This window comes from Pseudomonas sp. 910_21, from assembly GCF_052850735.1.
In genome coordinates this window covers 124,880-140,555 of the sequence record NZ_VXCY01000012.1, presented here as the reverse complement: position 1 = coordinate 140,555, position 15,676 = coordinate 124,880, and the positions used below count along the sequence as shown (strand labels likewise).

General features: G+C 64.8%; 15 protein-coding genes. 11 read left to right on the top strand and 4 right to left on the bottom strand.

Features of this window, described 5'->3' with window-relative positions; genetic code table 11:
* Positions 1–251: 251 nt before the first annotated feature.
* From FW796_RS30125 to FW796_RS30105, 5 genes are all read left to right on the top strand, one after another.
* Entirely contained in the window at positions 252–1,874 is a 1,623-nt protein-coding gene (locus FW796_RS30125) for an acyl-CoA synthetase (RefSeq protein WP_346631634.1), read from the top strand.
* Positions 1,875–2,092: 218 nt separating this feature from the next.
* On the top strand, positions 2,093–3,865 hold the full coding sequence (locus tag FW796_RS30120) for an acyl-CoA dehydrogenase C-terminal domain-containing protein (protein ID WP_346631635.1): 1,773 nt from the start codon (positions 2,093–2,095) through the stop codon (positions 3,863–3,865).
* A gap of 120 nt (positions 3,866–3,985) precedes the next feature.
* Positions 3,986–4,399: an LIC_13387 family protein gene (locus tag FW796_RS30115; RefSeq protein WP_346631636.1), complete on the top strand. Its 414-nt coding sequence runs from the start codon at positions 3,986–3,988 to the stop codon at positions 4,397–4,399.
* Between the two features lie 47 nt (positions 4,400–4,446).
* Positions 4,447–5,052 (top strand): hypothetical protein, encoded by a 606-nt coding sequence (locus tag FW796_RS30110; RefSeq protein WP_346631637.1) that lies wholly within the window; start codon positions 4,447–4,449, stop codon positions 5,050–5,052.
* A gap of 50 nt (positions 5,053–5,102) precedes the next feature.
* Positions 5,103–5,717: a hypothetical protein gene (locus FW796_RS30105; RefSeq protein WP_446440558.1), complete on the top strand. Its 615-nt coding sequence runs from the start codon at positions 5,103–5,105 to the stop codon at positions 5,715–5,717.
* 67 nt (positions 5,718–5,784) lie between these two features.
* On the opposite strand, the gene FW796_RS30100 is transcribed toward FW796_RS30105, so the two are convergent.
* Positions 5,785–5,970 (bottom strand): DUF2188 domain-containing protein, encoded by a 186-nt coding sequence (locus FW796_RS30100; protein ID WP_346631639.1) that lies wholly within the window; start codon positions 5,968–5,970, stop codon positions 5,785–5,787.
* A 95-nt stretch (positions 5,971–6,065) separates the two neighbouring features.
* Positions 6,066–6,272 carry a DUF6021 family protein gene (locus FW796_RS30095; protein WP_185073403.1) on the bottom strand — a complete coding sequence of 69 codons (207 nt, stop codon included), beginning with the start codon at positions 6,270–6,272 and terminating at the stop codon, positions 6,066–6,068.
* Positions 6,273–6,436: 164 nt separating this feature from the next.
* Here FW796_RS30095 and FW796_RS30090 point away from each other — a divergent pair, with 164 nt between their 5' ends.
* The 6 genes from FW796_RS30090 (at position 6,437) to FW796_RS30065 (ending at position 12,352) form a co-directional block, all read left to right on the top strand.
* The gene (locus FW796_RS30090; RefSeq protein WP_446440557.1) at positions 6,437–7,057 is read left to right on the top strand and encodes an HAD family hydrolase; all 621 of its coding nucleotides are present in this window, start codon (positions 6,437–6,439) and stop codon (positions 7,055–7,057) included.
* 1,163 nt (positions 7,058–8,220) lie between these two features.
* Positions 8,221–8,409 carry a DUF1843 domain-containing protein gene (locus FW796_RS30085; RefSeq protein WP_123724079.1) on the top strand — a complete coding sequence of 63 codons (189 nt, stop codon included), beginning with the start codon at positions 8,221–8,223 and terminating at the stop codon, positions 8,407–8,409.
* A 36-nt stretch (positions 8,410–8,445) separates the two neighbouring features.
* The gene (locus FW796_RS30080; protein WP_346631641.1) at positions 8,446–9,075 is read left to right on the top strand and encodes a DUF1842 domain-containing protein; all 630 of its coding nucleotides are present in this window, start codon (positions 8,446–8,448) and stop codon (positions 9,073–9,075) included.
* Positions 9,076–9,126: 51 nt separating this feature from the next.
* Complete coding sequence (locus tag FW796_RS30075) at positions 9,127–9,735, top strand: DUF1842 domain-containing protein (protein ID WP_346631642.1); 609 nt, start codon at positions 9,127–9,129, stop codon at positions 9,733–9,735.
* A 136-nt stretch (positions 9,736–9,871) separates the two neighbouring features.
* Positions 9,872–11,338 (top strand): GDL motif peptide-associated radical SAM/SPASM maturase, encoded by a 1,467-nt coding sequence (locus FW796_RS30070; protein ID WP_346631643.1) that lies wholly within the window; start codon positions 9,872–9,874, stop codon positions 11,336–11,338.
* A 225-nt stretch (positions 11,339–11,563) separates the two neighbouring features.
* Positions 11,564–12,352, top strand: coding sequence for a helix-turn-helix transcriptional regulator (locus FW796_RS30065; RefSeq protein ID WP_446440556.1), 789 nt, complete (start codon positions 11,564–11,566; stop codon positions 12,350–12,352).
* 72 nt (positions 12,353–12,424) lie between these two features.
* Here FW796_RS30065 and FW796_RS30060 read toward each other — a convergent pair whose 3' ends face one another.
* Both FW796_RS30060 and macA read right to left on the bottom strand, forming a co-directional pair.
* The gene (locus FW796_RS30060) at positions 12,425–14,383 is read right to left on the bottom strand and encodes a MacB family efflux pump subunit (protein ID WP_446440555.1); all 1,959 of its coding nucleotides are present in this window, start codon (positions 14,381–14,383) and stop codon (positions 12,425–12,427) included.
* Positions 14,384–14,385: 2 nt separating this feature from the next.
* Complete coding sequence (macA, locus tag FW796_RS30055) at positions 14,386–15,537, bottom strand: macrolide transporter subunit MacA (protein ID WP_346631646.1); 1,152 nt, start codon at positions 15,535–15,537, stop codon at positions 14,386–14,388.
* Positions 15,538–15,676 lie beyond the last annotated feature (139 nt).

The following is a 15,676-nucleotide window of genomic DNA, read 5'->3' as shown; positions in this document are numbered from 1 at the left end:
AGTACTTCCATATAAATCGACAAACAGTATATAAAAGACCCCGGATAAGTCACCGAGCTTTCGCTGGGTGTGCTGCGTACCTGCCTGTAGGGCACGATTGATGGGGAACGCCCGGCTCCTACAGGCGCAGGTGTTCTTGAGAACGCCTTCGCCGGCAAGCCGGCTCCTACAGTGGGTGCCCCAGGTACACAGCACACGCCATCCAAGCCTCGGCCAATAGAGCTAATAATCAGCCACCGGGTACCCGAACCATGTCCATCTACGAGCAAGGCCTGGCGCCGACTGCCGTCAATCACATTGCCCTCTCCCCTTTGAGCTTCATCGAACGCACCGCTGCGGTTTACCCCGATTATCCGGCGGTGATCCACGGTTCGATCCGCCGCACCTGGGCCCAGACCTACAGCCGCTGCCGGCGCCTGGCCTCGGCCCTGGCCGGGCGCGGCATCGGCAAGAACGACACCGTGGCGGTGATGCTGCCGAACATTCCGGCGATGCTTGAGGCGCACTTCGGCGTGCCGATGATCGGCGCCGTGCTCAATGCCCTCAATGTGCGCCTGGACGCCGAGGCCATCGCCTTCATGCTGGCCCACGGCGAAGCCAAGGTGCTGATCGCCGACCGCGAATTCTCCGAGGTGATCCACGCCGCCGTGGCCATGCTCGATCACCCGCCTCTGGTGATCGATCTCGACGACCCGGAATACGGCGAAGGCCAGCCGGTCAGCGAGCTGGACTACGAGGCCTTTCTCGCCGAGGGCGATCCCGAGTTTGCCTGGCAGTGGCCGGATGACGAGTGGCAAGCCATCGCCCTCAACTACACCTCAGGCACCACCGGCAACCCCAAGGGCGTGGTCTACCACCACCGCGGCGCCTACCTCAATGCCCTGGGCAACCAGATGACCTGGGCCATGGGCAACCACCCGGTGTACCTGTGGACCCTGCCGATGTTCCACTGCAACGGCTGGTGCTACCCCTGGACCGTCACCGCCCTGGCCGGGGTGCATGTGTTTTTGCGCCGGGTCGATCCGCAGAAGATCCTCAACCTGATTCGCGAACATCAGGTCACCCACCTGTGCGGCGCGCCCATCGTGCTCAATGCCCTGGTGAACATGCCCGACACCGCCAAGGCCGCCATCGACCACCCGGTCAACGCCATGGTGGCCGGAGCCGCGCCGCCGGCCAAGGTGATCGGTGCGGTGGAGGAAATGGGCATCAAGGTGACCCACGTCTACGGCCTGACCGAGGTCTATGGTCCGGTGACCCTGTGCGCCTGGCACGCCGCTTGGGACGAGTTGCCCCTGGAGCAGCGGGCGCAGATCAAGTCACGTCAGGGCGTGCGCTACCCCACGCTGGAAGGGGTGATGGTGGCCGACCCGAAAACCCTTGAACCGACACCGCGGGACGGCCAGACCATCGGCGAGATCTTCATGCGCGGCAACACCGTGATGAAGGGTTACCTGAAGAACCCCAGCGCCACCGCCGAGGCCTTCGAGGGCGGCTGGTTCCACACCGGCGACCTGGGGGTGACCCACCCGGACGGCTACATTGAAATCCGCGACCGGCTCAAGGACATCATCATTTCCGGCGGCGAGAACATCTCCACCATCGAACTGGAAGGCGTGCTCTATCGCCACCCGGCGGTGCTGGAAGCGGCGGTGGTGGCCCGGCCCGACGAAAAATGGGGCGAGACACCCTGCGCCTTCATTACCCTCAAGGCCGATCATCAGGACGTGCGCGAAGCAGACATCATCGCCTTCTGCCGCGAGCACTTGGCGGGCTTCAAAGTGCCGCGCACCGTGGTGTTCAGCCAATTACCCAAGACCTCCACCGGCAAGATCCAGAAATTCGTCCTGCGCGACATGGCGAAAAACCTCTAGCCTGAATACACACCCCCTGAAGGAGCCGGCTGGCCGGCGATGGCGATTTTGCCGCCCCCCCGTAGGAGCTGGCTGGCCAGCGAAGGCGTCGGCCAGGACCATGCATGGCTTGCGGGCCTCTTCGCCGGCAAGCCGGCTCCTACAAAGGGGATTTACGGTCATTTTCGATTCATGCGGCCACGGCCGTTCAACCTCCCCTTTTGCCCGAGGTTCCTGCAATGCCCGAATTCAACGCTCCGCTGCGCGATATGCGCTTTGTCCTGCATGAAGTGTTCAATGCGCCCAAGCTCTGGGCCCGTCTGCCGGCCCTGGCCGATACCGTGGACGGCGACACCGCCGATGCCATTCTCGAAGAGGCAGCCAAGGTCACCGGCAACCTGATCGCCCCGCTCAACCGCAGCGGCGACGAGGAAGGCGCCAGCTGGCACGCCGGGCAGGTGCGCACCCCGGCCGGTTTCAAGGAGGCCTACAGCACCTATATCCAGGGCGGCTGGGTCGGCCTGAGCGGCAACCCGGCCTACGGCGGCATGGGCATGCCGAAGATGCTCGCGGTGCAGTTCGAAGAGATGCTCTACGCCGCCAACTCCAGCTTCGCCCTGTACTCGGCCCTGAGTTCCGGGGCCTGCCTGGCCATCGACGCCCACGCCAGTGAAGCCCTCAAGGCGCTGTACCTGCCGCCCATGTACGAAGGCCGCTGGGCCGGGTCCATGTGCCTGACCGAGGCCCACGCCGGCACCGACCTGGGGATCATCCGCACCCGCGCCGAGCCCCAGGCCGACGGCAGCTACCGCATCAGCGGCAGCAAGATCTTCATCACCGGCGGCGAGCAGGACCTGACCGAGAACATCATCCACCTGGTGCTGGCCAAGCTGCCGGACGCCCCGGCCGGGCCCAAGGGCATCTCGCTGTTCCTGGTGCCGAAGATCCAGGTCGATGCCAACGGCGTGCTCGGCGCGGCCAACGCGGTGAGCTGCGGTTCCATCGAACACAAGATGGGCATCAAGGCTTCGGCCACCTGCGTGCTGAACTTCGACGGCGCTACCGGCTGGCTGATCGGCGAGGCCAACAAAGGCCTGGCGGCGATGTTCACCATGATGAACTACGAGCGCCTGTCCATCGGCATCCAGGGCATCGGCTGCGCCGAGAATTCCTACCAGAACGCCCGCACCTATGCCCGCGAGCGCATCCAGAGCCGTGCCCCCACAGGCCCGGTGGCCAAGGACAAGATCGCCGACCCGATCATCGTCCACCCCGATGTGCGGCGCATGCTGCTGTCGATGAAATCCATGACCGAAGGCGGCCGGGCCTTCGCCAGCTACGTCGGCCAGCAGCTGGACCTGGCCAAGTTCGCCGACCAGCCCCATGAGCGGCAAAACGCCGAAGCCCTGGTGGCGCTGCTGACCCCGGTGGCCAAGGCGTTCTTTACCGACACCGGCCTGGACAGTTGCGTCCTGGGCCAGCAGATCTTCGGCGGCCACGGCTATATCCGCGAATGGGGCCAGGAGCAATTGGTGCGGGATGTGCGCATCGCCCAGATCTATGAAGGCACCAACGGCATCCAGGCCCTGGACCTGCTGGGGCGCAAGGTGGTGGGCAACGGCGGCGTGGCCCTGCGCCTGTTCACCGGCGAGATCCGCGACTACGCCTACCTGCCCGGCGCCGCCTACGCCGCCGAGCTGCTGGACGCGGTGCAACGCCTGGAAGACCTCAGCGACTGGCTGCGCGAACAAGCGGCGCAGAACCCCAACGCAGTGGGCAGCGCCTGCGTTGAATACCTGCAACTGTTCGGCTACGTGGCCTATGCCTACCTGTGGGCGCGCATGGCCCAGGTGGCCGAGCACAAGCGCTCCGAGGACCACGGTTTCTACGGTGCCAAGCTGGCCACCGCACGCTTCTACTTCAGCCGCATGCTGCCGCGCATCCTCAGCCTGGAACAGAGCATCCGCGCCGGCAGTGCCTCCTTGTTCGGCCTCGACGCCGAGCACTTCTGAGCCCCTGGGCAGGGCGCCCGCCGCCCTGCCCCGTGCCGCTAAAAAAGCCGCGCCCGCAGGTGCAAAACCTCGGGCGCCGCTGCATACTCCGCGCACCCGAGCACCGCCCAAGGAAGAAACGTGTTGGCCCCCGCCCTGATCATCGCCAGCTCAGCCATCGTGCTGCTGCTCGGCACCCTGCACCTGATCTACACCTTCGCCACCGACAAATTCCAGCCCCGTGATCCGGCCCTGGCCGAACGCATGCGCCAGGTGTCGCCGATGATCACTGGCCAGACCAGCCTGTGGCGGGCCTGGGTCGGCTTCAACGCCAGCCACAGCCTGGGCGCCATGCTGTTCGGCCTGGTCTATGGCTACCTGGCCTGGCTGCACCCGGCCCTGCTGCTGGAGGCCCGTGGCTTGCTGCTGATCGGCCTGGGGTTTCTCGCCAGCCTCTGGGTCCTGGCCATACGTTACTGGTTTCGCATTCCCCTGGCGGGCATCAGCATCGCCCTGCTGCTGTTCGCGGTTGCCTGCGGTTGGCTGTTGGTTTGAACCTGAGCCGCCCTCCCTCATCGTCCCTGTTACTCTCGAGTTCCTTCATGTCCCGCCTGTACACCCTCTGGTCCCGGCTCTACTACCCGCTGTGCTGGATCGCCGTCGCCGCGCCCACGGCCACCATGATCCATTGCAACCTGAACCTGATCGTCCCCCGGGACGTTGGCGGCACCCTGTTCGGCGGTTCCATGGGTTTTCTGATGTACCTGGGCGGCTGGGCCCTCAGCGTCCTGGGCCTGGTGCTGGCGCTGCTGACCCGAGTGCCCGGCGCGCGCCTGGCCTGGATCGTCGCCGGGCTGGTGCAGTTGCTGCTGGGCCTGTGGTGGCGGATCAACTACCCGGATGATTTCGACGGCAACCTGATCTTCAGCATCCAGGCCCGGGAGCTGGACTACGTGATGGTGTTCGGTTTTGCCCTGGTCTACAGCGGGGTCTACCTGTTGCGCCAGCAGCGGCTCAAACCGCGTCCGCCCGCCCATCGCAAGCTGCTGTTGCTGCGGACCCTGTGGGCCCTGGTGCTGGGGGCGGCCTTCATCCTTCCACCGCTGCAGGCCATCACCCGCAAACCCCTGCCCTATTGCGCCTTCGACCGGGCCGGCAATCAGTTGAGCATATGCCTGGGCCCTGGCACCCGGGTGATTGTCGACTGAGCGTGCCCCTGACTTCATTCCTCCTTTTCTCGACCTTGATGAGTGTGCCCATGTCTCGCCTGTTTACCCTGTGGTTGTGGCTGTACCGCCCCCTGTGCTGGATCGTCGTCGCCATCCCGCTGTCGGTGATGCTGCTGTGCGACGTGCAAGTGATGCAACCGCGGGATGTCAGCGGCACGCTGTTCGGCGGCGCCATGGGTTTTCAGCTGTACCTCTTTGCCTGGGTGCTGTGCCTGATCGGCCTGGTCCTGGCCCTGCTGACCCGGATGCCCGGCGCGCGCATGGCCTGGCTGATGGCCGGGCTGGTGCCGTTGCTGCTGGGGGCCTGGTGGCGGCTCAACTACCCGGATGATGACGATGGCAGCCGCTCGTTCAGCCCCGAGGCCTGGGAGCTGGACTACATGATGGGCATCGTGTGCCTGTTCGTTATCAGCGGCCTGTACTTCTACTGGCGCCGACGCCTCGTCTCACGGCCCGCCGCCCACAGCGCCGATGTGCTGTTTCTGCAAACCGTGTGGGCGCTGGTCCTGGCGGCGGTATTCATCCTGCCGCCGCTGAGCTTCATCAAGCAGCAATCCCTGCCCCGCTGCGCGTTCAACAAGGCCGGGGAGCAATTGACCGTGTGCCTGAGCGATGATCCGAACGAGCCGGTGATTGTCGACTGACCCGGCGCTGGCAGCAGCCCGGACACAAAAAAGCCCCGAACCGATCGGGGCTTTTTTCTGCCGGGCGCTATCGATGCTTGGTGGCCGGTGATGCCCTGCGCACTGGCAAGGCGGCAGCAAAGGCCAGGGCTTCTTCCCGGGTGCCGAAAGTGGCAAGCCGGTCACCCGCTGTGCAGACCTTCCAGGGGCCGTGGTTGACGCTCAATACCTGATAACCGTTGATCTGCAACTTGTTCAGCAGCGGCGTACTCATGGACACCTCCTTTTTGTCAGCGTGCCTGGGGCTTGGCCGTTTTACCTTACACCCGCAGAACGACCCGGCGACGGCCGCATGTCGGCGCGCCGGGGTCATTTCCTCAGATTGGCCAGGGGGTCGTAGGCTCGCGAGCGCTTGCGCTGGTGCTCGGGTTCGGGCTGATCCAGGGGCGCCCTGGCCGGGCCTACCGGATCGACCTGGGGGTCGGCCAGGTCCGGCGAATCGGGGTCAAAACCCGGGTCATGGTGATTCGAGGCGTGCTCGGACGAGCGCGGCCCCGTGGGGTTCTTGGCAGCCATGGTCAGCTCCTGTGCTAGCCCGCAAAAGGACGGGTACAGGCGTTGGATCGCGATCCGTTCCAAGGGTGCCGGCCAGCGGACCAATGGCCACCGGCAAATTGCATTGCGCTGCGCAGCGTCGCAGGATGACGCCCTGGCCCACAACCGCTCAACAGGAAGTGTTCATGACGATTCGTGCCGTGGTTTTCGATTTTGGTGGCGTGTTGTTCGACTGGAGCCCGCACCACCTGTACCGCCAACTGATCCCCGACGACGCCCGTCGCCAGTGGTTCCTCGACACCGTCTGCACCCAGGCCTGGAACACCCGGCAGGACGCCGGGCGGCCCCTGGCCGAAGCGACCCGCAGCCTGGTGGCCGAGCATCCCGAGCATGCACCGCTGATCGAGGCCTATTACGGGCGCTGGCCGGAGATGCTCAAAGGGCCACTGGAGGAAGGCGTGGCCCTGTTGGAAGAGCTGCACCAGGCGCAGATGCCGCTGTTCGGGTTGACCAACTGGTCCCAGGAAACCTTTCCCTATGCCTGGGAGAATTATCCGTTTTTGCAAAAGTTTCGCGACATTGTGGTGTCGGGGCAGGAGCAGCAGATCAAGCCGGATGCCGAGATCTATCACACGGCTTTGGGGCGCATTCGTGCGCATTTGCCGGGGGTGGCGCCTGAGGAGTTGGTGTTCATCGATGATCATGCGCCGAACATCGTCGCGGCCAGGGCGTTGGGGTGGCGGGCGATTCATCATGTGGCTGGGGAGGAGACGCGGAGGCAGTTGGGGGAGTTGGGGGTGGTTTGAGTTCTGGGGCTTTTTTTTGGGGGGGGACATATCCGGTGCTGCGGGTGGGGCTGGTTACGGTTTAGCTCTTACAGCGGGGTTGGGGACATATCCATTCCTGCGGTAACGGCCACTTAGGGTTTCGCCCTTACGGCGAGTCACTTTGGAAGGAGCCCAAAGTAACCAAAGGCTCTTGCCCCTCCACTCGGTGCCTCGCCTAGGCTCGGCATGCCCTCACTCCGGCATTGATCCGTGGGCCGCCGCCACCGGCCATCCATGGCCGGGTGGCGGCTAACCCGGCATCCCTGCCGGGTTACCCACGGCTCAATGCCTGCGTTCGGCCATCGTGGTTAACGGGGCGCTCAGATCAAGATCAAAATCAAGAGCGCGACGGCGGCCTGCCGGCCGGCCTGAAGCTAAGGGTGCGTGCGTTTCTGTAGGAGCTGGCTTGCCAGCGAAGGCGTCCGCCCAGGCGATGCATGTCTTGCGGACCTCTTCGCCGGCAAGCCGGCTCCTACGGACAGCGCGTAAACGCGCTTGGCTTTTGATCTTGATCTTGATCTTCAGGCCCCTTCCCAGCCGGCCGAGCGTAGGCGTTGCGTAGGGGGCAGCTCGGCATGGATGCCGAGCTAGCCGCCACCCGGCCATGGATGGCCGGGTGGCGGCGGGCCCCCGGAGCAATGCCGGAGAGAGGGCACCCCGAGCCCCAGCGAGGGGCCCATGGAGGGGCAAGCGTTTTTGCTTACTTTTCGCTGGGCCGGCACTCCGGCGTTTGAAAAAAGTGAGTCGCCGTAAGGGCGAAACCCTAAGTGGCCATAACCGCAGCAACGGATATGTACCCCACCCCCACGCCATAAAAACGAACCCACCAGCGGCCGTGACCGCAGCAACAGATATGCACCCCGTCCCCCTCACCCTAAAGGCAAAACCGCCAGCGGCCACCCCGCATCACCGCATCAGCCCCGCGAAAAAAACCACCCCTCTATCGCCATCCTCAAACAGCCCCCCCCCTCCATCTCGCCCTTTGGAATGCCCCCCCAGCCCCCCTCGAACCCCCGTGAATCCACCTGTCGGAAACCCACAAAATCAATGTGCCATTACCCCGCCCTTTCCACCCGCGCTGCTTAACTGCAAAAGCTGCCAAATACCGCAGCACCCATCCACACCCACGGAAGGCACACGCCATGAGCAATGCATCTCAACATGTGATTCCACCCTACGGGGTGGCAATTCAATCGGCGATCTCCGAAGGCAAGCTGCCCCAGATGAAAGCCCTGTTGGCCAAGCGCGGTCCGAAAGAGTCCGAACCCAAGGATCTGCACAACGCCTACGAACAGCTGGCCAAGGAAGTCGCCCGCCTGGAACAGCACTAGTCGCTGTTTCCCCGTCATTGAATGGAGGCAAAGCATATGTCTGGTTCTATCCCCCAAGAAGGCCTGTTCCCCCTGAGCTATCGCATCGGTACCTCGCAACCCGGGGCCCCAACCCTGATCCTCAATCTGTTGGTCTACACCCCCGAGCAAAGCGTGCGCGGTACTTCGTCCATCACTCAGGCGGTCAATCCACCCCTGGACCTGCATAGCGAAGTCTGGGGTCAGTACACCTACCTGACGGTCATGCCGCCGAGCACCAGCAAGATCCTCATCACCGCCCAGGGCAATCAGGGCGGACCCGGTTCCAACTCCGTCATCAACTTCAAGCTGCATCTGGTGGTCGGCGAGGACTGGAAGGAAGGCGTGGCCAACTACCAGTACTACAACGGGCACAGCTGGGTATCGGTCAATCAGGTCCCCGCCCATCTGCAGGAGCCCGTGCAGTCCAGCACCCTCTCGGCCCCTCACCATGGCCAGCCCAACCGCCCACTGCCGCCGATCTCGGCGCTGTACGCGGCACCGATCCACGGCGCCATCGCCAGCGGCGACCTGGCGCAGATGAAGAGTCTGCACAAGGTGGCCACCCAGCAACTGGAGCAGCTGCCGCTGATCCGCACGGCGCTGGATGCGGCCAAGGCCGAGATCAGCAAGCACGAGCGGCGCTGATTCCGGCCGTCCAGAGAACCTGATGTCTTCCAAAAGATAAGGAGTTGCAGCATGACAATCGGACTGTTCCATACCCGCCTCATCGTCGCCAACCCTGTGATCGGAGGGCCGGTGCTGACCCTGGATCTGCTGGTCAACACGCCGCAGAAAAAAGTCAGCGGCGTGGCCCGGGTGACTCAGAGCACCTCGCCACCGGTGCACTTCCTCGCGGATGTCTGGGGCGACTACTCCCAGGTCAAACTGGACCCCTCCAGTGAAGGCCATATCGTCCTCAACCTGGCCGGTAACCCCAGCGGGCCCACCAGCCAGATCGCCGAGACTTTCCATCTGCAGGGCATTCTCGGCCTCGACTGGGCCAGCGGTTTCGCCAGTTATCGCTACCAGTACCAGGGCCATTGGCATGTGGTCCAGCATGCCGCCGTGAGCCAGGCGCCCGTGGATCAAGCGGCCAGCGCCGAGCTGGCGCCCAAGGACGATCAGCGGCATCTGTACCCGCAGCCGCTGTATGCCGTGGCGCTGCAGCAGGCTCAGAGCAGCGGCGATCTGGCGCGGCTCAAGGCGCTGGTGGCCCAGGGCGAGCAGCAACTGGCCAACAGTGACAACCTGAGCCAGGCGGTGCAGCAGTTGCAGGCGGAAATCAGCCGCCTGGAACGTCGCTGAGTTCAGGCACCCGGGGCCGGCCGACAAGGGTCGGCCCCAGGGTTGCGGTAAACCGATCGCGCCATTGCAACACAAGGAAGGCGCGCCTATTTCGATGGGTTGGTGCCGCGCACCGCTGGGTGCGCAAGGATCTTTCATGTCAGACAGTCTCCCCGTCCGCTACCTCAGCGAAACCGACCTCAAGCGCTATGTGCCGGTGCACGTGGTCTGGGAAATCACCCTCGCCTGCGACCTCAAGTGCCTGCATTGCGGCTCCCGTGCCGGGCATCGGCGCCCCGGCGAGCTGAACACCCAGGAATGCCTGTCGGTGATCGATTCCATCGCCGCCCTGGGCACCCGGGAAGTCACCCTGATCGGCGGCGAAGCCTATTTGCGCAAGGACTGGACGCGGCTGATCCAGGCCATTCACGACCACGGCATGTACGTGGCGATCCAGACCGGCGGACGCAACCTGACCCCGGCCAAGATGCAGGCCGCGGTGGACGCCGGGCTCAATGGCGTCGGCGTGTCCCTGGACGGCCTGGCGCCGCTGCACGACGCAGTGCGCAACGTGCCCGGCTCCTTCGACAAGGCCCTGGACACCCTGCGCCGGGCCAAGCAGGCGGGCCTCAAGGTCAGCGTCAACACCCAGATCGGCGCCGCCACCCTGCCCGACCTGCCGGCCCTGATGGAGCTGATCATCGATGCCGGCGCCAGCCACTGGCAGATCCAGCTGACGGTGGCCATGGGCAACGCCGTGGATCACCCCGAGTTGCTGTTGCAGCCCTATCAATTGCTGGAGGTGATGCCACTGCTGGCGCGCCTGTACCGCGAAGGCGCCGAGCGCGGATTACTGATGAATGTGGGCAACAACATCGGCTACTACGGCCCCTACGAACACATGTGGCGCGGCTTCGGCGACGACCGTGTGCACTGGAGCGGCTGCGCCGCCGGGCAGACGGTGCTGGCCCTGGAAGCCGACGGCACGGTCAAGGGCTGTCCGTCCCTGGCCACGGTCGGTTTCTCCGGCGGCAACGTGCGCAGCATGAGCCTGCACGACATCTGGCACTACAGCGAAGGCATGCACTTCGGCCGCCTGCGCTCGGTGGACGATCTGTGGGGCTACTGCCGCACCTGCTACTACAACGACGTCTGCCGTGGCGGCTGCACCTGGACCTCGCACTCGCTGCTGGGCAAGCCGGGGAACAACCCCTACTGCCATTACCGGACCCTGGACCTGCAGAAAAAAGGCCTGCGCGAGCGCATCGTCAAACTCGAAGACGCCGGCCCGGCCTCGTTCTCGGTGGGCCGCTTCGACCTGATCACCGAGCGCATCGACACCGGCGAGGCAGTCTCCAGCGTCAGCGACAGCGGCCAGGTGATCAAGCTGGCCTGGATCAACCAGGGCCAGGCCTCCCCCGAGGAAGGTCGCATCCCGCCGCGCCTGGCCCTGTGCCGCAGTTGCCTGGAGTACATCCACGCCCATGAAAGCACCTGCCCACACTGCCACGCCGATGTTGCCGCCGCCGAGGCCCGGCACCAGCAAGACCGGCTGCGCCAGCAGGCGCTGATCAACACCCTGCACCAGCTGCTGGGCATGCCCCAGGAGCAACCGCGCCTGTAACCCCCGCCTACCCCGCCGCCGCGCCGCCCCAGGCGCGGCGACGGTTGTAGCGGCCCCGCCTGCCGTGCAAGTTTTTGCGCACTTCATCAAACAGCCATCACAACCCTGTACTAGGATACGAGGCGACCCTTTGTCGATCCGCGCAAACAGGAGGTAAATCAAGCGAGACCCAAACTCGTTGTTATAAGGCAGCCCTTCCACACCTTCACATTCATGGATGAAATGATGAACTCACAAGTACTGTTTCCACACATTGGCAAGGTCATCGCCAGCACCGGCAGCCGCAGTTTCCCGCGCATGCTGCACGACCTGATACTCACCCAACTGGCTGTGGACGCCACTCACATCACCCAACTGCGGGCCGACCCGCAACAGGCCAGCGGCAGAACCGGCAATACCTTGATGCAAAGCCGTCACCCGCTGTACAGCGACCTGCACGCCAGCAACGACCCGCTGCTGCGCGCCGGTTTTCCCGAGCAGCCCGACGAACCCTGCGGCAGCCCGCCACTGCTGCGTCACCGGGGCAACGCGGACCCGGCGCAATTGCACCTGACCGGTCGCAAGGATTCGTATCACTTCGTGCTGTCGGTGTACCGCAGCAGCCAGGCCCAGAGCTTTTCCCCCCAGGAACGCCTGCTGCTGGAGGACATCTCGCCGCTGTTGCTGCCCATGGTGGAAAAACACATCAGCGCCCTGCAGCCACGCAGCGACTCTGCCGAGCAGGACCGCGCCGCCATCGAGGGCCTGGCGACCTTGCGCCTGCGCTTTGCCGAGCGCCTGGAGCAGTCCGGGCTGCGCCTGTCCAACCGCGAGCTGGAAGTCTGTGTCGGGCTGCTGGCCGGACGCACCGCACCGCAGCTGGCCGAGCAGCTCAAGCTCAAGGTCAATACCGTCGAGAGCTACCTCAAGCGTGCCGCCATCAAGCTCGGCATCAGTGGTCGCCACTCCCTGCTGCGCTGGATGTACTCGCCCCAGGAAGAAGCGCCGGGCACCAGCGATAGCACGCCGGCCTGATCCGACACCGGCCTTGATCCCGTAACCCCGACCCCGCCGGCCCCAGTGCCGGCGGTTCCGTCTGTGGGCCGGTCAATCCCGGGCCAGGGCCTCGATCGGGTCCAGCCGGGCGGCATTGCGCGCCGGAACGAAGCCGAAGACGATGCCGATCAAGGTCGAACAGGCGAACGCGGTGACGATCGAGCCCATGGAAAACACCATTTCCCATTCCTTGATGAACAGGGTGAACAGGTAGCCGATGGCAAACGACAGGGCGATGCCGATGGCCCCGCCGATCAGGCAGACCATCACCGCCTCCACCAGGAACTGCTGGCGGATGTCCGACTGCCGCGCCCCCACCGCCATGCGGATGCCGATCTCCCGGGTTCGCTCGGTCACCGACACCAGCATGATGTTCATCACTCCGATGCCCCCGACCACCAGGGAAATCACCGCGATCAGCGACAACAGCAAGGCCAGGGAGCGGCTGGTGCGCTGCACCGTCTGCATGATGCTGTCGAGGTTGTTGGTGAAGAAGTCCTTGGTGCCGTGACGCTGCACCATGAGTTTCTTCACATGCTCCTCCACCACCTTGCTCGGCTGGCCGTCCTTGATCTTCACGCTGATGCTGTCCAGGTGGCGCTGGCCCAGCACCCGTCCCGCCGCCGTCTCGTAAGGCACCCAGACGTTGAGCAGGTTGCTGGCGGCGAACATGTTCTTGTTCTCGGCGGTGACCCCGATCACCGTACACGGCAAGTTGCCCACCAGGATCACCTGCCCCAGGGGGTCGACGTCCGGGCCGAACAGACGGTTGCGCGTGTTGTGGTCGATCACCACCACCTGGGCCTGGCGCCGGGCATCGTTCTCGCTGAAGGCGATGCCGGCCGCAAGCTTGAGATCGCGGACCTTGAAGTACAGGTGGCTGACGCCGTTGACCGTGGCATTGAGGTCGATATTGCCGTAGCGCAGCAACAGGCTGCGGCCCACCATCGGCGTGGCGCTGTCGACGTAGTACAGCTGGTTCAGGGCCGTCACGTCGGCGGGCATCAGGGTCTGGATCGCCGCCGCCCGGCTGTCGCCGAAACTGGCCCCGGGGAAGATGTCGATGGTGTTGCTGCCGATGGCCTGGATGTCCTTGAGCACATAGCGCTTGGCGCCCTCGCCGATGGCCACGATGGACACCACCGAGGTGATGCCGATGACGATGCCGAGCATGGTCAGCAAAGTGCGCATGCGGTGCGAGACCAGCGCCACCCAGGCCATGACGAAGGCTTCCTTGAACAGCCCGAGGCTGGCCACCAGGCGTCGCGCTCCGGCCGGCCGGGTGCTCACCGGGGCCTGCGTCGGCACCTCTTGCGCCCCGTGCGAATTGACCCGGTCGCTGACGATCTCGCCGTCATGCACTTCGATGATGCGCTCGGCATTGGCCGCCACCTGAGGGTCGTGGGTGACGATGATCACCGTGTGCCCCAGGGCGTGCAGTTCCTGGAGAATGCCCATCACCTCCTTGCCGCTGTGGCTGTCCAGGGCCCCGGTGGGTTCGTCGGCGAGGATCACTTCGCCGCCGTTCATCAGGGCCCGGGCGATACTCACCCGCTGTTGCTGGCCGCCGGACAACTGGTTGGGCCGGTTGGCCAGGTGCCCGGACAGCCCCAGGCGCGCCAGCAGCTCCCGGGCCCGGCCATGGCGCTTGACTTGCGGGGTGCCGGCGTAGATCGCCGGCATCTCGACGTTGTGCATGGCACTCAAGTGCGGCAGCAAGTGATAACGCTGGAAGATGAAGCCGAAATAGTCCCGGCGCAGCTCCGCCAGGGCCTGATCGTCCAGGTCGCGGGTTTCCTGGCCGTTGACCTTGTAGCTGCCGGCCGTAGCGTAGTCCAGGCAACCGAGGATGTTCATCAGGGTCGACTTGCCGGAGCCCGAGGCCCCGGTGATCGCCAGCATTTCCCCGGCCTGGATGCTCAGGTCGATGTGTTTCAGGGCCAGGAACTCCCGCTCCCCGGCGGTGAAGCTGCGGCTGATGCCCTTGAGCTCCAACAATGGCTGGGTCATGGTCAGGCCCCTGCCGTGCCGGGCACCGGATCACCGATCACCACCTTGTCGCCCTCCGCCAGGCCCTCCTTGATCTGCACCTTGACGTTGTTGTTGATCCCGGTGCTGACGTTGCGCGACTGGGCATGGCCCTTGGCGTCCAGCACCCGCACCGCGAAGCTGCCGTCGGCGTTGCGCGGGCCCAGGGCCGCCACCGGCACCATCAGCACATCCTTGGCGGTATCCAGCACGATGCGCACCTGGGCGGTCATGGCAATGCGCAGCCGGTGGTCCGGGTTGGGCACGTCGAACAGGGCGTTGTAGAACACCGCGGTGTTCTGCTTGGGGGTGCCGGCGGTCTGGGTTTCGAGAAAGTTCTGCGGCGCCGGTTCAGTGCCCCGCAGCTTGGCGTAATAACGCCGCTCGGCTTCGCCGAGGATGGTGAAATACACCTCCTGGCCGGGGGCGATATGGATCACGTCGGCCTCCGAGACCTGGGCCTTGACGGTCATGGTGTCCAGGTCCGCCAGTTTCAGCAGCACCGGCGCCAGCTGGTTGGCAATCACTGTCTGGCCTTCCTGGGTCACCACCCCCACCACATCGCCGTCGATGGGCGCGATGATGCGGGTGTAGGCCAGGTTGACCTTGGCGGTGTCGATCTGGATATGGGCGCTCTTGATCTGCGCGTCCAGGGACAGCAGGTTGGCCCGCTGCACCTCATAGTTGGACTCGGCCGTCTCGAAATCCTGCTGGGAAATCGACGCGTCCGACTGCAGGTCACGGTAGCGCTCGTAGATGGCCTTGGTTTCCTTGAGCTGGGCCGCGGTGGCGCGGCGCTTGGCTTGCAGGTTTTCCTCGTCCACCTGGGCCTGGCGCAGGGTGTTCTGCAGCACCAACGGATCGATTTCCGCCAGCCACTGGCCCTTCTTCACCTTGTCCCCGACCTTGACCTTGAGCGACTTCAACTGCCCGGAAACCTGGGCCCCGACGTCCACCTGCTTGATGCCCTCCAGCAGGCCCGAGGCCAGGACCGCGTTCTCGATGTCCCCCCGTTCAACCTTGGCGGTCAAGTACTGCGGCGGCTCTGCCGGCGCCTGCACCGTATAGAAAATCAATCCGGCCACAACCACCAGCAACAGCCCCATACCGATTTTGCGAAACTTCGACTTTTCCATAGATGACCACAAGTGCGTTGAGAGCGGGCTCCACCGGCCAGCGGCGAGCCCCCTTACAGAACACCGTGCTGCCGTAGTGAGCGGTGTTCCAGATGAATGAAACGCTGTCAGCCAACGGCGGGCACCCGGCCCACCGCCG

Bases quoted from the DNA above. Each gene is read 5' to 3' on its own strand.
- FW796_RS30125 (WP_346631634.1), top strand. From the start codon at position 252: ATGTCCATCTACGAGCAAGGCCTGGCGCCGACTGCCGTCAATCACATT.
- FW796_RS30120 (WP_346631635.1), top strand. From the start codon at position 2,093: ATGCCCGAATTCAACGCTCCGCTGCGCGATATGCGCTTTGTCCTGCAT.
- FW796_RS30110 (WP_346631637.1), top strand. From the start codon at position 4,447: ATGTCCCGCCTGTACACCCTCTGGTCCCGGCTCTACTACCCGCTGTGC.
- FW796_RS30105 (WP_446440558.1), top strand. From the start codon at position 5,103: ATGTCTCGCCTGTTTACCCTGTGGTTGTGGCTGTACCGCCCCCTGTGC.
- FW796_RS30100 (WP_346631639.1), bottom strand. From the start codon at position 5,970: ATGAGTACGCCGCTGCTGAACAAGTTGCAGATCAACGGTTATCAGGTA.
- FW796_RS30095 (WP_185073403.1), bottom strand. From the start codon at position 6,272: ATGGCTGCCAAGAACCCCACGGGGCCGCGCTCGTCCGAGCACGCCTCG.
- FW796_RS30090 (WP_446440557.1), top strand. From the start codon at position 6,437: ATGACGATTCGTGCCGTGGTTTTCGATTTTGGTGGCGTGTTGTTCGAC.
- FW796_RS30085 (WP_123724079.1), top strand. From the start codon at position 8,221: ATGAGCAATGCATCTCAACATGTGATTCCACCCTACGGGGTGGCAATT.
- FW796_RS30080 (WP_346631641.1), top strand. From the start codon at position 8,446: ATGTCTGGTTCTATCCCCCAAGAAGGCCTGTTCCCCCTGAGCTATCGC.
- FW796_RS30075 (WP_346631642.1), top strand. From the start codon at position 9,127: ATGACAATCGGACTGTTCCATACCCGCCTCATCGTCGCCAACCCTGTG.
- FW796_RS30070 (WP_346631643.1), top strand. From the start codon at position 9,872: ATGTCAGACAGTCTCCCCGTCCGCTACCTCAGCGAAACCGACCTCAAG.
- FW796_RS30065 (WP_446440556.1), top strand. From the start codon at position 11,564: ATGAACTCACAAGTACTGTTTCCACACATTGGCAAGGTCATCGCCAGC.
- FW796_RS30060 (WP_446440555.1), bottom strand. From the start codon at position 14,383: ATGACCCAGCCATTGTTGGAGCTCAAGGGCATCAGCCGCAGCTTCACC.
- macA (WP_346631646.1), bottom strand. From the start codon at position 15,537: ATGGAAAAGTCGAAGTTTCGCAAAATCGGTATGGGGCTGTTGCTGGTG.